We start from the raw sequence: 17988 nt of genomic DNA on the forward strand, positions 1-17988 counted from the left end.
TCAGCATCGAGGTCGGAACTGCGCCGCATCGGATGGACGCGACGGACTTAGTCGGCCGACTGCCCGGACGCGACGGGCTCGTCTTCGGCGGGCGTCGACACGCCGGTCACGGTCTCGTGCGCTTGCCGGAGCAGCGAGACGGCGAACCGAGCGACGTTCGCAGGACCGTCGTGTGGTCCGGGCGAGCGGTAACAGACGATCAGCGACCACATCGTCGCGACGCCGAACGAGCCAAGCGCCGAGAACGACATGCCCATGGTCGCGTACGTCGCCGCGTAGATCGCACCGATGGTCATCGAGGGGACGCTCGAACCCAGCGGGATCCGCGCCGTCACGTCGCGGACGGTGGGTGCGAGGAAGACGATCGAGAGGACGCTCCCGGCCAGGAAGACAAGGTCTTGCCACATCATACTCATTCCTAACTCGGGGACGAGTAAATACTTCTCGGTATTAGATCCGAGCGTCGGCTCGGCTAAAAATACGGTATCCGTGAGAGACACCGCATATTAACAGTTCGGTGTACGAGCGGAGAATCCGCTTAGAACGCTAACTCCCACCGCTCAGCCTCGGTCGCAGCGAGGTCGTCGGCGACGCCGTCGGCCAGGCGATACTCGGTTTCCTCGCGGACGACCGCGCCCGCCTGTTCGAGGTGGTCCAGGTGGGCGTCGACCTCGCCCGGGCCGTGGAGGACGTGAATCCCCTCGAGGTCGCCGAACAACTCGGCGCTGACCGTCCAGGTGTCACAGGGGCCGCGCCGGTCGAGGGCATCGAGGACGCGCCAGGCGCGCTCCTCGTGATGGTCGATGATGTGCTGTGCGCGGCCCGCGGGGTCGTCGATCGGGTCGCGGTGGCCCGGCCAGGCGCGGGCGTAGTCGGCCTCGACGATCCGCCGGAGTGCGCGGAGGTACTTCTCCAGCGGGTGCTCGACCCGGACGTCCGCCCCGCCGACGTTGGGCGTGTAGACGGGCAACAGCGCATCGCCGGAGAAGACTTCGCGACCGTCCTCGAGGTCTGCCTCGAACATGCAGAGACCGGCCGCGTGCCCGGAGGCGTGGACGACTTCGAGTTCGGTCCCGTTGACCGAGAACGCGTCCCCGTCCGCGAACGTCGTGACGGTCGGCGTCTCGTCGGTCGTCCCGGCGCCCGCGATGCGGTCACGGAGCACCTCCCGTTTCGGCTCGGGCATCCCCCACTTCTCGAAGTACCGCTCCTGTCGGTCGCGCATCGCCGACCAGGCGTCCTCGTCGCCCTCGACCAGCGCGGCGTCGTCGCGGTGGACGCACACCTCGGCGCCGCTTTCGGCCTGAATCTCGCCGGCCAGGCCGCAGTGGTCGTGGTGCCAGTGCGTGAGGAAGACGCGATCGATATCGGCGAACTCGAGCCCGCGGTCGGCCAGCGCCGCGACGAGTTGCTCGCGGGTCGTCGTCGTCCAGTCGCCGGTGTCGATCAGTGCCGTCTCGGGGCCGTCGGCGAAGAGGTAGGCGTTGTTGTCGCCTTCGAACGCCGAGTTCGATAACGAAAGTCGTTCCATGCGCTCACATCACAGAGCGCCCGAAAAAGCGTTGTGCGAAGCGGTCCGTCGCAAGCGCCGTCGACTGTCCACTCGAGGCCGTTAGGAGCCCCAGAAGTTCTCGCGGCTGCCGAGCCGTTCCCGGGCCGGTTTGCCGTCGTCCGCCTCATCATCCGCGGCGTCCTCGACCGCGTCGCGTTCGTCGTCTGCCTCATCGTCCGCGGCGTCCTCGTCGTCCATCGGGAGCAATTCGAGTTCCTCCGCGCGTGCGTGATTGCTGTGAACCTGGGTGATCTCGACGCGCGCTCTGGCCTCCGGGAGGATGCCGTCGACCATAACGATGAACCCGTCCTCGGTTCGGCCGACCCCGGCACCGCTCTCGTGCATATCGACGACGTCGATGACGACCTCCTCGCCCGCCTTGACCGGTTGCGTCTTGAGGTCTTCGATGGGTTGGTTGTAGTGGTTACACCACTCCTTGCCACCCCGGTCGCCGTAGTGTTGACACCCCATTCCCGAGATCCGCTCCGAGAAACTCGGGCAGTCGTCGGCGAGTGGACAGTCTGCCATGAGCAGTACTACCAGCGGCGGCGTTAAACCGTTTCCGTCTTGCAGATCGGCCGCCGTTTCTCACGAAACGGTGGTAGCTGTAGAGCGGCAAAACGACAGCAGAGATAATAACAGGTACACATTCGCGAAGATATGTTAACCAAACGGCTACTGCATGAGGTGCGGTTTCGAAAAGGTTTACGGTATGGACGTAGCAGTGATAGATGATGAAAATTCTCGTTACGGTCAAAGAGGTGGCAACCGTCGAAGACGAGTTCGAGATCGAGGGGACCGCGATCGCCGATCAGTACCTCGGCGCCGACTTGAACGAGTGGGACGACTACGCCATCGAGGAGGCCGTCCAGCTCCAGGAAGCCGGGATCGCCGACGAGGTCGTGACGGTCACCATCGGTCCGGAGGACTGCGAGCAGACCATCCGCCAGGCGCTCGCGAAAGGCGCCGACCGCGCCGTCCGCGTCTGGGACGATGCCCTCGCGGACGTCGACCTGCTCGACGTCGGCGCGAAGACCGAGATTCTCAGCGCCGTCGTCGAGGAAGAGGACCCCGACCTCGTGTTGACCGGCGTCCAGGCCGGCGACGACAGCTTCGGCGCGACCGGCGTCTCCCTGGCCGAGGAGGTCGGCTACCAGTGGGGCGCCGTCGTCAACCACCTCGACCACGAGTTCGACGACGACGTCGCCTCGGTGCGGCGCGAACTCGAGGGCGGCGTCGAGGAGCTCACCGACGTCGAGCTTCCCGCCGTCCTGACCATCCAGACGGGGATCAACGAGCCCCGCTACGCCAGCCTGCGAGGCATCCGTCAGGCCCAGCGCAAGGAACTGGACGTTCAGCGCCTGGCCGACCTCGGCGTCGACGAGAGCGCCGCGGACTCCGCCCTCAAGCTGACGGACATGTACGAGCCTGAAAGCGAAAGCGACGTCACGACCTGGGAGGGCAGCTCGGAGGAGACGGCCGGCCAGTTGGCTGCCCTGCTTCGCGACAAGGGGGTGGCACAATGACGGACGTTCTGGCGGTTGCCGACCACCGCCGTGGCGAACTGCGCGACGTCAGCTACGAGCTCATCACCGCAGGACGGAAACTCGCCGACGAGACCGGCGGCGACCTCCACCTGACGGTCATCAGCGGCACCGTCGACAAGTTCGCGGAGAAACTCAACCGCGAGGGGGTCGACGTCGTCCACACCGTCGACCACGGCGAGGAGTTCAACCACGACGTCTACACGCAGTCGATCACTCAACTCTACGACGCGGTCGCGCCCCAGTACGTCCTGACGCCCAACAGCGTCAACGGCCTCGACTACGCGCCCGCGGTCGCCAACGAACTCGACCTGCCGATCGTCACCGACACGATCGCCCTCGACACCGACGGCGAAACCCTGACCGCCACCCGCGAGATGTACGGCGGCAAGGTCGAGACCACCACCGAACTCGACGGCGACGCCGTCGTCACCATCCGCGGCGCCGAATGGCCCGCCGCGGAGGGCACCGGCGACGCCGCCATCGAGACGTTCGACGCCGAGATCGACGAGGACGCGCTCGGCTCCACCGTCACCGGCTTCGAGGAAGTCGCCGGCGGCGACGTCGACATCAGCGAGGCCGAGCTGCTGGTCTCGATCGGCCGCGGCATCGAAGAAGAGGAGAACCTCGATCTGATCCGGGACCTGGTCGACACGCTCGACGCGACGCTGTCGTCCTCGCGCCCGATCGTCGACAACGGCTGGCTACCCAAGAACCGGCAGGTCGGCCAGTCCGGGAAGGTCGTCACGCCGGACGTCTACATCGCGATCGGCATCTCCGGAGCCGTCCAGCACGTCGCCGGGATGAAGGGCTCGGACACGATCATTGCGATCAACACCGACCCCAACGCGCCGATCATGGACATCGCCGACTACGCGATCGTCGACGACCTCTTCGACGTCGTTCCGGCCCTCATCGAGGAGTTCGAAGGCTAAGTAGTCGTCCCGGACGGTCGTCGCGTTCGCGGCGTTTGCGCTCCGTTTCTCTCAAAGACTGCGACGCGTGCGGCCGACCAGGCGGCCGAACGAGACGCGCCACGTCGCGATTTCGGTCCCACACCGGACGGGTCGTTGCGATAGACACGAGCGAGACGCCGTTTTATACGCGACTGGGTGCCACCCCTCACCGAGACCCGTCTCTATCAACTAATAACCAGTTTTATTATACTACCCTCTCGGAGAGAGGTTCGATATCGTCACCCACGGGGATAACACACAAGTTCGATCCAAATACGGCGTGAGTGGGCTGAAATCCGCCGTGTCGAACGTTTGCGCCACCAATTGGGAATGGTTATTTTCTGACCATTCACGATAACCAGACAGTGAAGTTATATGCCACGAGTGAAATGCGCAGATATGTCCGTGCAAACGAATCGTCGAAAACTACTGTCCGGTCTCTGCGCCGCCGGTCTCGGCGGCCTCGCCGGCTGTCTCAGTTCGGTTCCCGGATTCGACTCGACCGACGTCGAGGACGGGAGCGACGTCGGTGGAACCGACCGAACGCTCAGACTCGGCATCATGCAGCCGCTGAGCGGCGACCTCGAGACGGTCGGAAAACCGATGCGAAACGCCGCTGAGCTGCCCATCAGGCAGGTCGAAGACGACATCCCACTCGATATCGAGTACGAAGTCGCCGACACGGAGACCTCGCCGTCTGCGGGCGTGCAGGGCGCAGCCGACCTGGTCGCTCAGGACTATCCGATGGTCAACGGCCCGGCGGCATCCGACGTAACGCTGCAGGCGACCCAGCAGGTGCTCATCCCCTACCGAACCGTCTGCTGTTCGCCCGGCGCGACCTCGCCGACGATCACCTCGCTCAACGACGCCGGCCTGGTCTTCCGAACTGCAGTCTCCGACTCGCTGCAGGCGGTCGTGCTGGCCGACCGTGCGGCGAACGACCTCGGCCACGACAGCGCCGCGACCCTCTACGCGAACAACGACTACGGCTGGCAGCTGAGCCAGGCGTTCGCGCGCTCGTTCCGGACCGATCACGGCGGGACGGTCTCGTCTCAGGTGCCGCTGGAGGAGGGACAAGGGAGCTATCGCGCGGCCATCCGACGGGTCAGGGAAGACGATCCGGAACTGCTCGTCGTGATCGGCTACCCGGAAACCGGGGGCCAGGTGCTCTCCGACCTGGGGGCCGACGCCGAAGAGGACATCCTCGTCACCGACGGGTTACAGGACGGCGACCTCCACGACGAGGTCGACTACTCGCTCGACGGAATCCGCGGTACCGCACCGCTCGTCGACGGGCCGGGTACCCAGACGTTCACGGAGCTGTTCAAGGACGAATACGACGCCGAACCCGGCGTCTTTACGCCCCATTCCTACGACGCGAGCGCCGTCTTACTGCTCGCGAACGCCTACGCCGGGCAGAATGACGGGACCGCCATCAGAAACGCCATGCAGGCGGTCACCACCGGTGACGGCGAGGAGATCACGCCGGAGACGCTCGCCGAGGGGATCGACCTCGCGGCCCACGGTGACCCCGTCACGTATCAGGGCGCTTCGAGTTCGGTCGGCTTCGACGGGAACGGCGACATGGTCGACACGATCTTCGAGTACTGGGAGTTCGACGAACGCGCTGCCGGCGGCACCGCCGAACTCGAACGGGTGACCTCGTAATGGTGTCGCTCGCATCCCTGGTGCCGTCGTTCGTCAGGCGGCGGTACCTCGTGAAGTTCGTGGTATCGATCCTGGCGGTCGTGCTCGTCATCGGCGCCGTCGGAGCGGTCAGCTACGCCGATATCGACAACACGGTCCGGACGGACTCGAACGAGCAGCTCGAATCGACCGCCGAAATGCAGGCCGACGCGATCAGCAACTGGGTCGAGACGATGCGCGTCCAGACCCGGACGGCCTCCGACTCGCCGATTCTTCAGGAGGGCGATCCGCAGGAAGTTCAGGGCCAACTCGTCGAGGAGCAGGCCCGGATGGACGTCGACGTGCGCGCGATCCACTACGTCGACACCGAGAACGACGAGATCGTCACGAGCACGAACGCCGCCTACCGCGGCGAGTCGTTCGCGGCGCTCGAGGAACCGTGGGCCGCCGACGGCTTCGAGGACAACCTCGGACTCGACGAGTCCGTCTGGCACTCCCCGACGTCCTACGAATCGCCGACCCTCGACGACCAGGTGATGGCCTTCGCTAGCCCGGTCACCGAACGCGAGGATCGGGCCGTCGTCATCATCGGGACGCTCGAGTACCAGGTCGACCAGCTCCACCAGGAGAACACGTCGGCTTCGACGGCCATCATCGACAGCGACGGCTCCGCGGTGTTCCAGGCCGAATCGGCGTCGATCGACGCTGCCTCGATCGACGACGAAGCGATGGCGGCCGCCCTCGGCGGGCGACTGACCCGCATCCAAGACGGCGACGTCGTGCGAGCGTACGTCCCCGTCGGCAACACCCAGTGGGTCGCCGTCACCAGCGTCCCGACCGACCAGGCCTACGGCGTCGCGTCCGACGTCGGAACGAACGTCATCGCGATGGTGCTGGCGAGCCTGGTCGCGCTCGGTATCGTCGGCGTCGTCCTCGGTCGACAGACGGTCGTCCCGCTAGCCAGGCTTCGTGACCGAACGACGAAGATGGAATCAGGGAACCTCGACGTCGATCTCGAAACGGACCGCGTCGACGAGATCGGGCGGCTGTACGACGGCTTCGACAGCATGCGCAATTCGCTACGCAACCAGATCGAGGCCGCCGAATCCGCCCGCGAGGAGGCCGAAACAGCCCGCGCCGAGACCGAGTCGATGAACCGCCACTTGGAGGCTAAAGCCGAGGCGTTCAGCGCCGTGATGGACGACTGCGCCGACGGCGACCTGACCAGGCGGCTCGACCCCGAGAGCGAGAGCGAGGCGATGACCGACATCGCCAAGGCATTCAACGAGATGATCGCGGACCTCGAGGAGACGACCGCCGACGTCAAGGCCTTCGCCGACGAGGTCGCGGCGGCCAGCGAACAGGTGACCGCGTCCAGCGAAGAGGTCCGCTCGGCCTCCCAGCAGGTTTCCGAGTCGATCCAGGAGATCTCCGACGGCGCGGATCGCCAGAACCAGAATCTGCAGTCGGTCAACCAGGAGATGAGCGGCCTCTCGACGACGACCGAAGAGATCGCTGCCTCCTCGAACAACGTCGCCGACATCGCCGAACAAACGGCCGAAACCGGTCGGCTCGGCCGCGAGGCGGCCCAGGGGGCCATCGAGGGGATGCACGAGATCGAATCGGAGTCGACCGAGGCCGTCGAGGCCATCCAGGAACTCGAGGAGGAAATGGCTCAGATCGACGAACTGGTCGAGTTCATCACCGAGGTCGCCCGCGAGACGAACATGCTCGCGCTGAACGCGAACATCGAGGCCTCGCGGGGCGGTGACGGCGAGGGCTCCGGCTTCGGCGCCGTCGCGACGCAGGTCAAGGAACTGGCCGCGGACACCAAATCGACCGCCGAGGACATCGAACAGCGACTGGAGCGCATCAACGAGCAGACCACCGAGACCGCGACGGAGGTCCAGCGGACCGCCGACCGGATCGCGGCACACGTCGACTCCGTCGAGAACGCCGCCGAGGCGCTCGACGAGATTGCCGATTACGCCGACCGGACCAACGACGGCGTTCAGGAAATCTCCGCGGCGACCGAAGAGCAGGCGGCCTCCACCCAGGAGGTCGTCGCGATGGTCTCGTCGGCGACCGAGATCTCCGACTCCACGGCTTCCGAGGCCCAGCGCGTCGCGGCGGCTGCAGAGGAACAGACCTCCGCCCTCTCGGAAGTGTCCGAGAGCGCAAGTTCGCTCGCCGACCAGGCGGCCCATCTGAGCGAGACGCTCGATCACTTCGAGACCGACGAGGTGGCGGACGTGTCGGTCGACGAGTACAGTACCGATTACGAGCGCGAGACCTTCGCGTTCGACGAGACGGACGTCGACGGCGTCGGCGACGTCGAACCAGGCGAGCGCGCCGACGACCAGGGTGCGATCGAACCAGGCGACGGGATCACGGACGCGAGCACGACCGGCCCCGGCGCGGACGGTGACGGAGCGATGGCGGACGTCGACACCGACGTCGAGACCGCCGCCGCTGCCGGTTCGAGCGGCCTGGCTGGCGAGTCGCCGATCGATGCAGCCGACGGCGACGCGATCGAGGCCGATGCGGCTGCCGACGAGTCGGGCGAAACCGAAGCGATGGCCGACGAAGATTCGGGCTCGGACTCGGAGTCGGAGTCGACTGACGACGAGACGTCCGCCGGTGACGAGCCGTCGGACGACGAGGGCGAGTTCACGTTCAGCCGGCTCGAAGACGAGTAGCCGGACCCCGATCGGCGGCCTTCCGCTAAACCGTCACGTACTTTTCACCCCCGTTCTAAGCGCGTGTGATGGAATTGCTGGAGCGCCGACGGGCGCTGATCGAGGAGCGTCTCGTCGAGGTAGTCGAAGGGGTCGAACCCGAGACGCTCACCGAGGAAGTTCGTCACGTCGCGCTCTCCGGAGGGAAGCGCGTCCGACCGATGGTGACGCTGCTGGCCTGCGAGACGGTCGGCGGCCGGGCCGAGGACGCCGTCGAATTCGGCGTCGGCATCGAGCTCGTCCACACGGCGTCGCTGGTCGTCGACGACATCATCGATCGCTCGGAGCTGCGCCGCGGGACGACCAGCGCCTGGGCCGAGTTCGGCCACGGGCCGGCGATCATCACCAGCGACGGCCTGCTCGGCGAGGCGTTCGCGCTCTTTTCGACCGATCCCGACGCCACCCGCGTCGTCGCCGACGCGATGGTCGAACTCGGTATCGGCGAGGCGACCGAACTCTCGGCCCAGCCCGCCAACGAGGACGAATACATGACCTTAGCCCGGCGCAAGACCGGCGCGCTGTTCCGTGCCGCGGCCGAACTCGGCGCAATCGCCGCCGATTCGGACCCCGTCACCGTCGAGGCACTCGGCGAGTACGCCGAACGGGTCGGCATCGCCTTTCAGATCCGAGACGATGTGTTAGACGCCGTCGCCGACGTCGAGGAACTTGGCAAACCGACCGGCCACGACGCCGCCCTCGAGCGGCCGTCGGTCGTTCAGGTGACCGACCTCACGCCCTCGGAAGCCAACGATCGCGCCCGCACCGAGGCCGACCGCGCGATCGACGCCCTCGATCGGGTCGAGATCGCCGATCCCGAGGCCAGAGGCTACTTAGCCGACCTGGCCGAGTTCGTAGTCGAGCGAGAGCGCTAACGTCGCGTCACGACCGGTCCGGGGTCAGCTCTCGCCGACCCGAAGCACCGGCTTGATCGTCTCGCCGGTCTCCGAATCCTCGACGGCCTGGTCGATCTCCTCGAAGTCGTAGTAGGTGACGAGTTCGTCGAAGGGGAACTTCCCCTGTTGGTACAGGTCCACGAGATCCGGAATGAACTCCTGTGGATCCGAATCGCCTTCGACGATGCCGGTGATCGACCGCCCGTTGAGGATGAGTTCGTTGACGTCGTAGCTCGCCTCGGTACCCAGCGGCGGCGCGCCGACGAGACCCACCGTCCCTCGCTGGGTGAGCGTCTCGACCGCCTGTTCGGCGACATCTGCGACGCCGGTTGATTCGACGGCGTAATCAGCGCCGCCGTCGGTCAGTCCCCGAACGGTTTCGATCACGTCGTCGACCGAATCGGGATCGACCGTCTCGGTCGCACCGAGGTCGGCGGCCCGTTCCAGACGGGACTCCTGCATGTCGACCGCGACGATCTCCGTACAGCCCTTGATATCGGCGGCCATGATCGCCGAGAGCCCGACCGAGCCGGCGCCGAAGATCGCGATCGAGGAGCCGGCCTGGGGGTCAAGCGAATTGATGACGGCACCGGCACCGGTTTGGATGCCACACCCGAGCGGGCCGAGCAGTTCCAGCGGAACGTCGTCCTCAACGGGGACGACGTTCCGTTCGGTCGCGATAGCGTGGGTCGCGAACGACGATTGACCGAAGAACCGGCCGCTGAGCCGTTCACCATCCCGCGAGAGCGGGGACGTCCCGTCCTCCGGACGCTGTCCGCTGAAATTGTGCTCGAAGAAGCCCTCGCAGTAGGCCGGATGACCGTCACGACAGCTGTGACAGCTCTCGTCGTAATCGAAGCTCAGAACCACCCGGTCGCCCGGGTCGACGGCCGTTACGTTCGAGCCGACCGATTCAACCACGCCGGACCCTTCGTGGCCCAACACCGCCGGTAGCGGCGTCGGGTACAGCTGATCGCGCACGATCATATCGGTGTGGCAGACGCCGACGCCGACGACGCGGACGAGTACTTCGTTTCCTTGTGGGTCCTCGAGGTCGACGGTCTCGATGTCGAAGGAACCGCCCTCCTCGTTGACCACGGCAGCTTCGATCTCCATGCGTGTCTTGGTACTGAATACCAAGCAATGAACGTTGTGCACGGACTGGCAACGGGGCCGCAGTCAGGCGTCAGGCGCGGTCCGCTTTGCGCGCGCCGGAGTCACCGGCGTCGTCGGTATCCGAGAAGCGCGACTCCGCGACGGCGAAGGTCAGCGTGCTCACGATCCCGAGCAGCGTGCCCGCCGTCAGGGCCGCCGCGAAGTACGTGATCTCCACTCGGTCGAGGAAGAACGCGCTCACGGCGTGGAGGACGATCGCGATCGAGAGCACGTAGAACGGCGCGTTGAGGTAGCGCCACTCCAGCGTGCCGGCGATGTACTCGTCGGTGATCTGGCCGAGACTGGTGGTAACCCCCGCAGCGGCGATCCAGTGGACCGACCCGTTCACGAAGGCGGCGAGCAGAACCGGGAGTTCGGCGTCGCCGACGGCCGACTCCCGGACCGCCTCGAGCGTGTCGAATCCGTTGACACAGCCCAGCGCGAACAGCGCGGCCGCGACGACGTACGCCAGCAGCGTCGTCCGACCGGCGTACAGCGACCGACGGGCACGTTCGACCGCCGCGTCGAGTCGGTCGCCCAGTCCCAGGCCCCGCGAGATGAGATAGAGACCGAGCAGGGCCGACGTCGTCCCCAGAACGAATCCCGGAAGCTCGAGTAGCGTTCCGATCAGCGCGAGCGGATAGATCAACAGGAGGATTCCCAGCGGAATGAGGAGCGTTCCGCGCGTCTCGGGGTCGTCTAACACCTGCTTGATCGTGTAGTACATCGACTCGAGGTTCTGGGCCTGGCGGACGACGACTCGGCGGACGCCGTCGATCGGGACGCGCGAGCGGATGATCGGGATGACGGACTCGTCTTGCGCGCCGTCGGTGACCACGAGTGCGGTGACGTCTTCGGCGGTGGAGAGGCTCGCGAGAACGGTATCGACCTCGTCGCCGACTTCGCGGTTGGCGCTGACGTCGCCCTGATCGTTGCCGGTGACGACCGCGACCTCGACGCTCTCGTCGCGGTCGGCCAGGTCGTCGTAAACGTGCAACCCCTGAAAGATGACGTTGACGTCCGAGTCCTCCGGATCCGCGGTCGCGAGGGCGACGGCCGCCTCCTCGACGGGCTCGCGACCGATGACCGGCGTCATAAATCCGGTCTTGCGGCCGAGGTCGTCGTCGAGGTCGACGCACAGAACCAACAGCATCGGGTCGTGGTTGCACGCCGCGGTATTTCCCTCTTCTGGGACGATCTAACCGATCGCACGGAGGGCGGACGTCCCGGCCGCGGCGGTCGATCCGAATACCCGTCGCGAAGGCGGCCGGTACTGCGGCTCGGATCCGGTCAGTTTCGCACGGCTTTTGAGGCTCGGACGGCTATGGACCATCGAATGATCTCGAAGGGCTGTGAGCAGTGCGCGAAAGGCGGCAAAATGGTGCTGTTCGTCTACGGGTATTGCGATCAGCGCGACTGCTTCTACTGCCCACTCGGCGAGAACCGCAAGAACGTCACCGACGTGTACGCTAACGAACGGCTCGTCGAGAGCGACGAAGACGTCATCACGGAAGCCACCCGGATGGACGCACTCGGCACCTCGATCACCGGCGGCGAGCCCCAGGAGGCCCTCGACCGGACCTGCCACTACCTCGAACTCCTGAAAGACGAATTCGGCGAGGACCACCACACTCACCTCTACACCGGCATCACAGGCGGTCGGGAGAACATGCGCCGGCTCTCGGAGGCCGGTCTCGACGAGATTCGCTTCCACCCGCCGTACGAGCAGTGGGGTGACCTCCACGGCACCGAATGGGAGGACATCCTCTACATCGCTCGCGAAGAAGGCCTCACACCCGCCTTCGAAATCCCCGGTATCCGCGCCGAGGAGGAGTTCCTCGAGTTCTTGGACGAGGGCGCCGCCGAGTTCTGCAACGTCAACGAGTTCGAGATGTCCCAAGGCAACTACCGCCGGATGCAGGAACAGGGCTTCGAACTCAAGGACGACCACATGAGCGCTGTCGACGGCTCCCGCGAGGATATCCTCGAAGCGATGGGCGACCACGAAAAGGTCTACTTCTGTACGTCCGTCTTCAAGGACGCCGCCCAGCACCGCCGCCGCCTGAAACGCATGGCCCGGAACGTCCGCCGCGAGTTCGACGACGTCACCGACGATGGCACCCTCGTCTACGGGAAAACGTACGCCGAGGCCGAACGCTTCGAGGCGCTCGGCGTCCCCGAGGAGTTCTACACCGTCAAAACGAACCACGTCGAGGTCGCCTGGTGGCTCCTCGAGGAAATGATCGAAGAGGGCGACCTCGAGGAGGGTGAGATCGTCGAACAGTATCCGACCTACGACGGCCAGGTCGTCGAGCGGACGCCGCTGGCCTGACTGCGAACGCGAGAACGAGACGACGGTTCGTGTCCGTGTCCTTGCGAGGTACGAGCGGCGGCTACGGTGACCAGCCGTCGAATGCAGCATTTCAGGGCTGCGCGGCGCGTACGGACTGGGCTGTGCGGTATTGGGCACAGTATAACGATCGTTCCGCGGCGGTCAACGCTGCGGAACCGAGCGTCTCGAGCCGAGACGGACCCGTTCATCGCCGAACGAGCCACTGTCGCTTATCTGGGATGTAATAATGGGACCCCATCGAGAACGGGCGGCTACGATGCAGTTTAGAAAACTCGCTATCGTCGCGGTTGCACTGCTCGTGGCCCTCTCGGGCTGCAGTGCCCTCGGCGGGTCACAGACGGGTGCGCAGTCGAATGACACGACAGAAGACGACACGGAGGAGCCGGGAACCGAAGATCTCGGCGATGACGTCGATTCGAACGGCGCTACGGATTCGAATACGGAGAGTACTGGCACGGAGACCGACACGGACGGCGGTGGAGACGGTGGAGACGACACGGCCGACGCGGAGTGGCATCCGCCCGAGGAACCGAACCGGCCGTTGGAGGATAAGCGCGAAGACCGCATCGAAAGCGTCGAGTTCGTCGACAAAGAGCCCGCGGAAAACGGCGAGGGCTACTCGAACTTCAACCTCGAAGTCACCGCCAACACAAGCATGGAGAACGTCGATCCGCCGGAACACGGCGACGTGATCGGCGAACCGTATTTCTTCGTCAAGATCAACGAGGGAGAGGGCGAGCGAAAGATCGTCGAGCGCACCGGCCAGGTCCAGATGGACGAAAACGGCACGTACAACATCGACGTTCGACCGGCCGGCATCGAGGAGTTCGGCGAGCGGTCGCTGACCGTCGAGGTCTTCCTGATGGACGAGGACAAAGACTGGGACGACATCTACGACGCCGTCGGGGAGGATATCCACTTCAATCCGGAGACAGAGTCGGAGACCGAAACTGAGACGGAAACCGAGACGGAGTCAGCGTCGGAGACCGACGACGCCGACGAGACGGAATCGAGCGACCAGTAACGCGAGCAACCGGCGATCGACCGCGGTCGCCGTCGACGAGCCGATCAGTCGAGCGCGGTCGGGTCGACTTCCGGCAGCGTAATCAGATTCTCGCGGCCGATCCGAAGCTTTTCGATCTCTCCGTCCTCGTCCATCTGGGAGAGCAACTGCGAGACTTTGGCGTTCGACCAGCCGGTCTCCTTGACGATGGAGGCCTGCTTCATTCGTCCGTTGTTTCGTCTGAGCAGCCGAAGGACGCGTTCCTCGTCGCTCAGCAGTTCGGGATCGATCGCGTCGTCGATATCCTCTTCGAACTCGAGTTCGGTTCCTGACGCGGGTCTGGACCCGGGGCCCTCCGACGTGGACGACGGTACACCCGCATCGGTGATCGACTCGCCGCCATCGTTTCCGGCAGCTGGGGCGGGCTCAGGTCCGTCCTGAGTACTCCCACGGCCGAACCACTGGGAGAGTCCGAGCGACTCGGCGGCGTCCGCTGGTACCCGATCGGACGGGATCGGAAGACCGTCGTCGTGGCGTCGCGCGAGGAGGTAGCTGCCGATACCGACGAGGATCGTGAGTCCGATGAAGCCAACGAGCAACCAGCCACTTCTCGAGAACAGCGGCCTTTCATTGGCGCTTCGGACGATCGTGATCTCGAGGCCTTCTTCACTAAACTCGTGTGGCCCCTCCCAGACGAGCGCACCGTTTTCGGTTCCCGTCGGCGAATCGACGAACGCGTAGTTAGCCGGCGGTTCGATGACGAAGCGTTGGCCCTCCGTCAGCGTGCTGATTAAGGGTCCATTATCCGTCTGAAGACCATCACTGACGCGAATTCGATCGCCGTCGACCGTCGCGAAGTTCGTCCACGTAAACGAATAGGAGATGACGCCGACGCGAACATCACTTTCAGCTTCGCCTTCGATCGAGGCCTGGCGATCAGTCTCGAGCGACTCGATCCGTCCATCGTCCCAGCCGGCGTTCTCGATCGTCATCTCGCGATCGGTCGATTCGGAAGCGAGCGACGCATACCGTGCGAATAGACTCGGATTCAACGAGGAATCCCGTGTTCCCGAAGCGACCTCGGTGGCGTATTCGTCGAAGACTTCGGCCTCGGTTTCGTTAGTCACGAGAAACCGGCTTTCGATCGTCCATTCCGCGTCTCCGGTATCCGTGATCCCGATCCGGATTACCTGCCAGGTGTCGGGCCGTTCCAGCGGTTCGCCGGCTGATTGTGACGAAACCGACGAGACGGAGTGTTGCTGTTCGAGGGCTGGGGCCGGGGCAGAGGGTGACGCTGAGGGGGACCGCTCGACGGTCGTCGGGGCGTGACTTGACGATGTGGCGGCCACTGCCCCCAGACCGGACGTGGCGAGGAGGATTGTGAGGGCGAGTGTGGCGGCAGTGGAAATCCGCATGCGTACCAACGGGTGGTTTCCCGGGGGAAAAAACACTTTCCATCGAAAAATAAACCGTTACCGTCGACTGTGAATCGGCTCAGTAGTCGTGTTAGCTGCTCGTCTCGTCTCTCATCGGTAGACGACCAGTTTTTGTATCAGGAGCCCGTACGGTGTTCTGATGAATAACGCGACGCCCGCCCTCCTCGCGTTCCTTCTCGTCCTCTCGCTGCCCGCGATGCCCGTCGTCGCGGCAAGCCCTGACGGTGGGAACAGCCGCGAATCCGACATGTCCCTGCAGCGATCTCCGGCGGTACAAACGGCACCGACTGAAATTGAAAATACAACGAACCGCCTCAGACTTACCGGGGACGTTACAAGTGAGTACAAGAGTTACAGCCCGGACCTTGGAGTCGCCCTCGCCAGTGCCGACGACGAACTTCGGATCGACCAGGAGCAGTACACCATCGTCGACGACGAATTTGAGACTGCGACCACCGAGGAACGGGAGATCCTTATCCAGACTGCATACGAGCGGCTCATGGACCGGGCCGATACCCTCGAACAACGCGAACGCGAAGCGGTAGCTGACCACGCGTCCGGTGACCGCTCGACCGACGAATTGCTACAGACGCTCTTGCGGAACCACAATGAGGCGGCAAAGCTCTCCGAGACGCTCGAGGAGTTAGATGCACGCGCTGCTCACGTGCCGGGTTATTCGCTCACCACGAAACGCGCCGACGAGAAAATTTTCGATGTACACCGGACCCCGGTCCGAAAGAACCTCGAACAGGTATCCGAGACTGCAGCCGATGATTCTCACGATGTAGTCGTCTCGACGTCGCAGAACGGGTACAGCCTCTCAATGATGGAGGGAAGTCGGTACATCATCGAGACGACAAGGTTCGATAACCGAAATAAGACGGCACCCAACCAGTTTGAAGATCGCGAAGCGTACGACCGTACGTTGGAACTGTATCCGTGGACTGACGAGCACGGCAATCCGCACTTCCAGGACAACAGCCCCGACCATTATTGGACCGAAATCAGTCACGATCACGGACGACTCGAAGTCTACCTCGACGGTGGCGCCGGAGATATCTACCGCGAGGTGCAAGAACTCTCTTCGCCCTCGCTTCCTTCGAACGACCACGGACCCTGGTCCAATAACAGTGTGAATATGACTGTAAACAAAACACTGCCAAACGGACCGATCAAAGTCACCACCACCGATGTAGAAACGGACGAGCCAGAGACGGCAACGATCACGATCGATGGCTTCGAACTCGGCGAAACCGATGAGGATGGAACGATCTGGGTGAACCGGCCAGTCGGCACGCACGAACTTAAAGCGGAGACGGCGAATGGGACCGTCGAGGCGATAATAACGGAGTAGTTCCGGGATACCTGGAACTCGATTTCGTGAGCGCCGGCTGTTTGGCTAGTGATTGATCGCTACTGTATCGGGTTGAAGTTTATACGCGGAGACGCGGCCAGAGGGCCACGTGAACGCAGGGTCGACCCACTGTAGACACCAGCCACGTCTAACTCCGCGCGCCGTCACTCCGACCATCGGCGTCGTTATTCTCCTCGCACTCACCGTCTGCCTGGCCGCCGTCGTCGCGGTCGGCGTCGGCGCCTGGTCGCTCGACGAACCCGGACCGAGGGCAACCTTTGAACTCGCGGCCGACAGCGATCGGTCGGCGATCACGATCGACCACGTCGCCGGAGACGACGTCGACGTCGAGACGCTGTCGGTGACGATCGCGATCGACGGAACGACGGTAGCCGAACAGCCGCCAGTGCCGTTCGTCGGTGCGAAGGGATTCGACGGCGCACCGAAAGGGCCGTTCAACGGCAAAACGGAGTCAAAATGGACTGCGGGAGAGCGGGCCGGCGTGACTCTCGCCACGACGAACGAGCCGGACCTGACCGCGGGTGATTCGGTTACCGTCACGCTCGCCGTCGAGGGACGGCGGATTGCCGAACTCGAGACGGTGGCGACCTGACGTGGCGGGCGCTGAGTCGCCAGGCGCACTCGGGTAGCTGCTCACTCGGGAGCGCGGCCGATCGTGGTGATCGCGACGTCGGGATTGTACGACGGACCCATGAATGCGTGTTTGACGTCCTCGAAGCCGGCGGCCTTGAACATCCGATCGGCCTCGTACTCGTCGTAGAAGAGCATGATCGCGTCGGCCAGACGCTGGGTGATCGGGTTGTCGGGGTAGTTCGGGCCGACGACCAGGAACTGGCCGCCCGGTTTCAGGACGCGCCGGATCTCCCGGAGCGCGAGGATCGGATTCGGCCAATACTCGATCGAGCCCGACGACCAGACGACGTCGAAGGTGTCGGTCGCGAAGGGCAGCCGCTCGGCGTCGCCGCGGTGGAAGTGGACCGGGGGTGCGCGTTTGCCGAACTTCTCGTAGGCCTGGTCGAGTTGATGTTCGCTCTGGTCGAGCGCGTAGACCTCGTCGACGTGCTCGAGGAGGCCTTCGGTCGCGAAGCCGGTGCCACAGCCGAGGTCGAGCACCGTCATGTCCTCCTCGAAATCGAGCAGGGAGAGGGCCTCGGTACGCATGTCTTCGGTCCAGATGAACGGATTGACCCAGTCGTAGACCCGCGAGAGGTACTTGTAGAACAGTCGAGCCCGGGCCTTGTTCTCGAGAACTCCCATTGGGGATGAGTTTCGGTCCGGCCGGCATATGTCTACTGTTCCGCGCCGTCGGACGAACCGCGGGTAACACTCGATTAGC

The 17988-nt window shown here is 64.5% G+C and carries 16 protein-coding genes; 9 read left to right on the forward strand and 7 right to left on the reverse strand.

Annotation, left to right across the window (positions count from 1 at the left end):
• Window positions 1-47 precede the first annotated feature (47 nt).
• The 3 genes from BMY29_RS13575 to BMY29_RS13585 form a co-directional block, all read right to left on the reverse strand.
• On the reverse strand, window positions 48-416 hold the full coding sequence (locus BMY29_RS13575) for a hypothetical protein (RefSeq protein WP_049991340.1): 369 nt from the start codon (window positions 414-416) through the stop codon (window positions 48-50).
• Between the two features lie 122 nt (window positions 417-538).
• Window positions 539-1531, reverse strand: coding sequence for an MBL fold metallo-hydrolase (locus tag BMY29_RS13580; RefSeq protein WP_049991341.1), 993 nt, complete (start codon window positions 1529-1531; stop codon window positions 539-541).
• Between the two features lie 81 nt (window positions 1532-1612).
• Window positions 1613-2080, reverse strand: a complete 468-nt coding sequence (locus tag BMY29_RS13585; RefSeq protein ID WP_049991342.1) for a TRAM domain-containing protein — start codon at window positions 2078-2080, stop codon at window positions 1613-1615.
• A gap of 206 nt (window positions 2081-2286) precedes the next feature.
• On the opposite strand from BMY29_RS13585, the gene BMY29_RS13590 reads away from it, so the two are divergent.
• From BMY29_RS13590 to BMY29_RS13610, 5 genes are all read left to right on the forward strand, one after another.
• Complete coding sequence (locus tag BMY29_RS13590; protein ID WP_049991371.1) at window positions 2287-3078, forward strand: electron transfer flavoprotein subunit beta/FixA family protein; 792 nt, start codon at window positions 2287-2289, stop codon at window positions 3076-3078.
• On the forward strand, window positions 3075-4031 hold the full coding sequence (locus tag BMY29_RS13595) for an electron transfer flavoprotein subunit alpha/FixB family protein (RefSeq protein ID WP_049991343.1): 957 nt from the start codon (window positions 3075-3077) through the stop codon (window positions 4029-4031). Before BMY29_RS13590 ends, BMY29_RS13595 begins: the two co-directional genes overlap by 4 nt.
• A gap of 420 nt (window positions 4032-4451) precedes the next feature.
• Window positions 4452-5720: an ABC transporter substrate-binding protein gene (locus BMY29_RS13600; protein ID WP_049991344.1), complete on the forward strand. Its 1269-nt coding sequence runs from the start codon at window positions 4452-4454 to the stop codon at window positions 5718-5720.
• Window positions 5720-8398, forward strand: coding sequence for a methyl-accepting chemotaxis protein (locus tag BMY29_RS13605; protein WP_049991345.1), 2679 nt, complete (start codon window positions 5720-5722; stop codon window positions 8396-8398). Before BMY29_RS13600 ends, BMY29_RS13605 begins: the two co-directional genes overlap by 1 nt.
• Before the next feature lie 68 nt (window positions 8399-8466).
• Window positions 8467-9309 carry a polyprenyl synthetase family protein gene (locus BMY29_RS13610; RefSeq protein ID WP_049991346.1) on the forward strand — a complete coding sequence of 281 codons (843 nt, stop codon included), beginning with the start codon at window positions 8467-8469 and terminating at the stop codon, window positions 9307-9309.
• A gap of 24 nt (window positions 9310-9333) precedes the next feature.
• Here the strand turns inward: BMY29_RS13610 and BMY29_RS13615 are convergent, their stop codons facing one another.
• Together BMY29_RS13615 and BMY29_RS13620 are read right to left on the reverse strand one after the other, a co-directional pair.
• The gene (locus BMY29_RS13615) at window positions 9334-10446 is read right to left on the reverse strand and encodes an NAD(P)-dependent alcohol dehydrogenase (RefSeq protein ID WP_049991347.1); all 1113 of its coding nucleotides are present in this window, start codon (window positions 10444-10446) and stop codon (window positions 9334-9336) included.
• A gap of 70 nt (window positions 10447-10516) precedes the next feature.
• Entirely contained in the window at window positions 10517-11638 is a 1122-nt protein-coding gene (locus BMY29_RS13620) for a DUF373 family protein (protein WP_049991348.1), read from the reverse strand.
• A 183-nt stretch (window positions 11639-11821) separates the two neighbouring features.
• Here BMY29_RS13620 and BMY29_RS13625 point away from each other — a divergent pair, with 183 nt between their 5' ends.
• Together BMY29_RS13625 and BMY29_RS13630 are read left to right on the forward strand one after the other, a co-directional pair.
• Window positions 11822-12817 carry a radical SAM protein gene (locus tag BMY29_RS13625; RefSeq protein WP_049991372.1) on the forward strand — a complete coding sequence of 332 codons (996 nt, stop codon included), beginning with the start codon at window positions 11822-11824 and terminating at the stop codon, window positions 12815-12817.
• A 277-nt stretch (window positions 12818-13094) separates the two neighbouring features.
• Window positions 13095-13862: a hypothetical protein gene (locus BMY29_RS13630; protein ID WP_049991349.1), complete on the forward strand. Its 768-nt coding sequence runs from the start codon at window positions 13095-13097 to the stop codon at window positions 13860-13862.
• Window positions 13863-13906: 44 nt separating this feature from the next.
• Here BMY29_RS13630 and BMY29_RS13635 read toward each other — a convergent pair whose 3' ends face one another.
• On the reverse strand, window positions 13907-15055 hold the full coding sequence (locus BMY29_RS13635) for a helix-turn-helix transcriptional regulator (RefSeq protein ID WP_049991373.1): 1149 nt from the start codon (window positions 15053-15055) through the stop codon (window positions 13907-13909).
• Between the two features lie 361 nt (window positions 15056-15416).
• Between BMY29_RS13635 and BMY29_RS13640 the strand changes: the two genes are divergently transcribed.
• A complete protein-coding gene (locus BMY29_RS13640) occupies window positions 15417-16631 on the forward strand; it encodes a DUF7096 domain-containing protein (protein WP_049991350.1) in 1215 nt (404 codons plus the stop codon).
• Between the two features lie 109 nt (window positions 16632-16740).
• Window positions 16741-17244: a type IV pilin domain-containing protein gene (locus tag BMY29_RS13645; protein ID WP_049991351.1), complete on the forward strand. Its 504-nt coding sequence runs from the start codon at window positions 16741-16743 to the stop codon at window positions 17242-17244.
• Window positions 17245-17285: 41 nt separating this feature from the next.
• On the opposite strand, the gene BMY29_RS13650 is transcribed toward BMY29_RS13645, so the two are convergent.
• Complete coding sequence (locus BMY29_RS13650) at window positions 17286-17909, reverse strand: methyltransferase domain-containing protein (protein WP_049991352.1); 624 nt, start codon at window positions 17907-17909, stop codon at window positions 17286-17288.
• Window positions 17910-17988: the final 79 nt, after the last annotated feature.

Source organism: Natrinema salifodinae (assembly GCF_900110455.1).
Classification (GTDB): domain Archaea; phylum Halobacteriota; class Halobacteria; order Halobacteriales; family Natrialbaceae; genus Natrinema; species Natrinema salifodinae.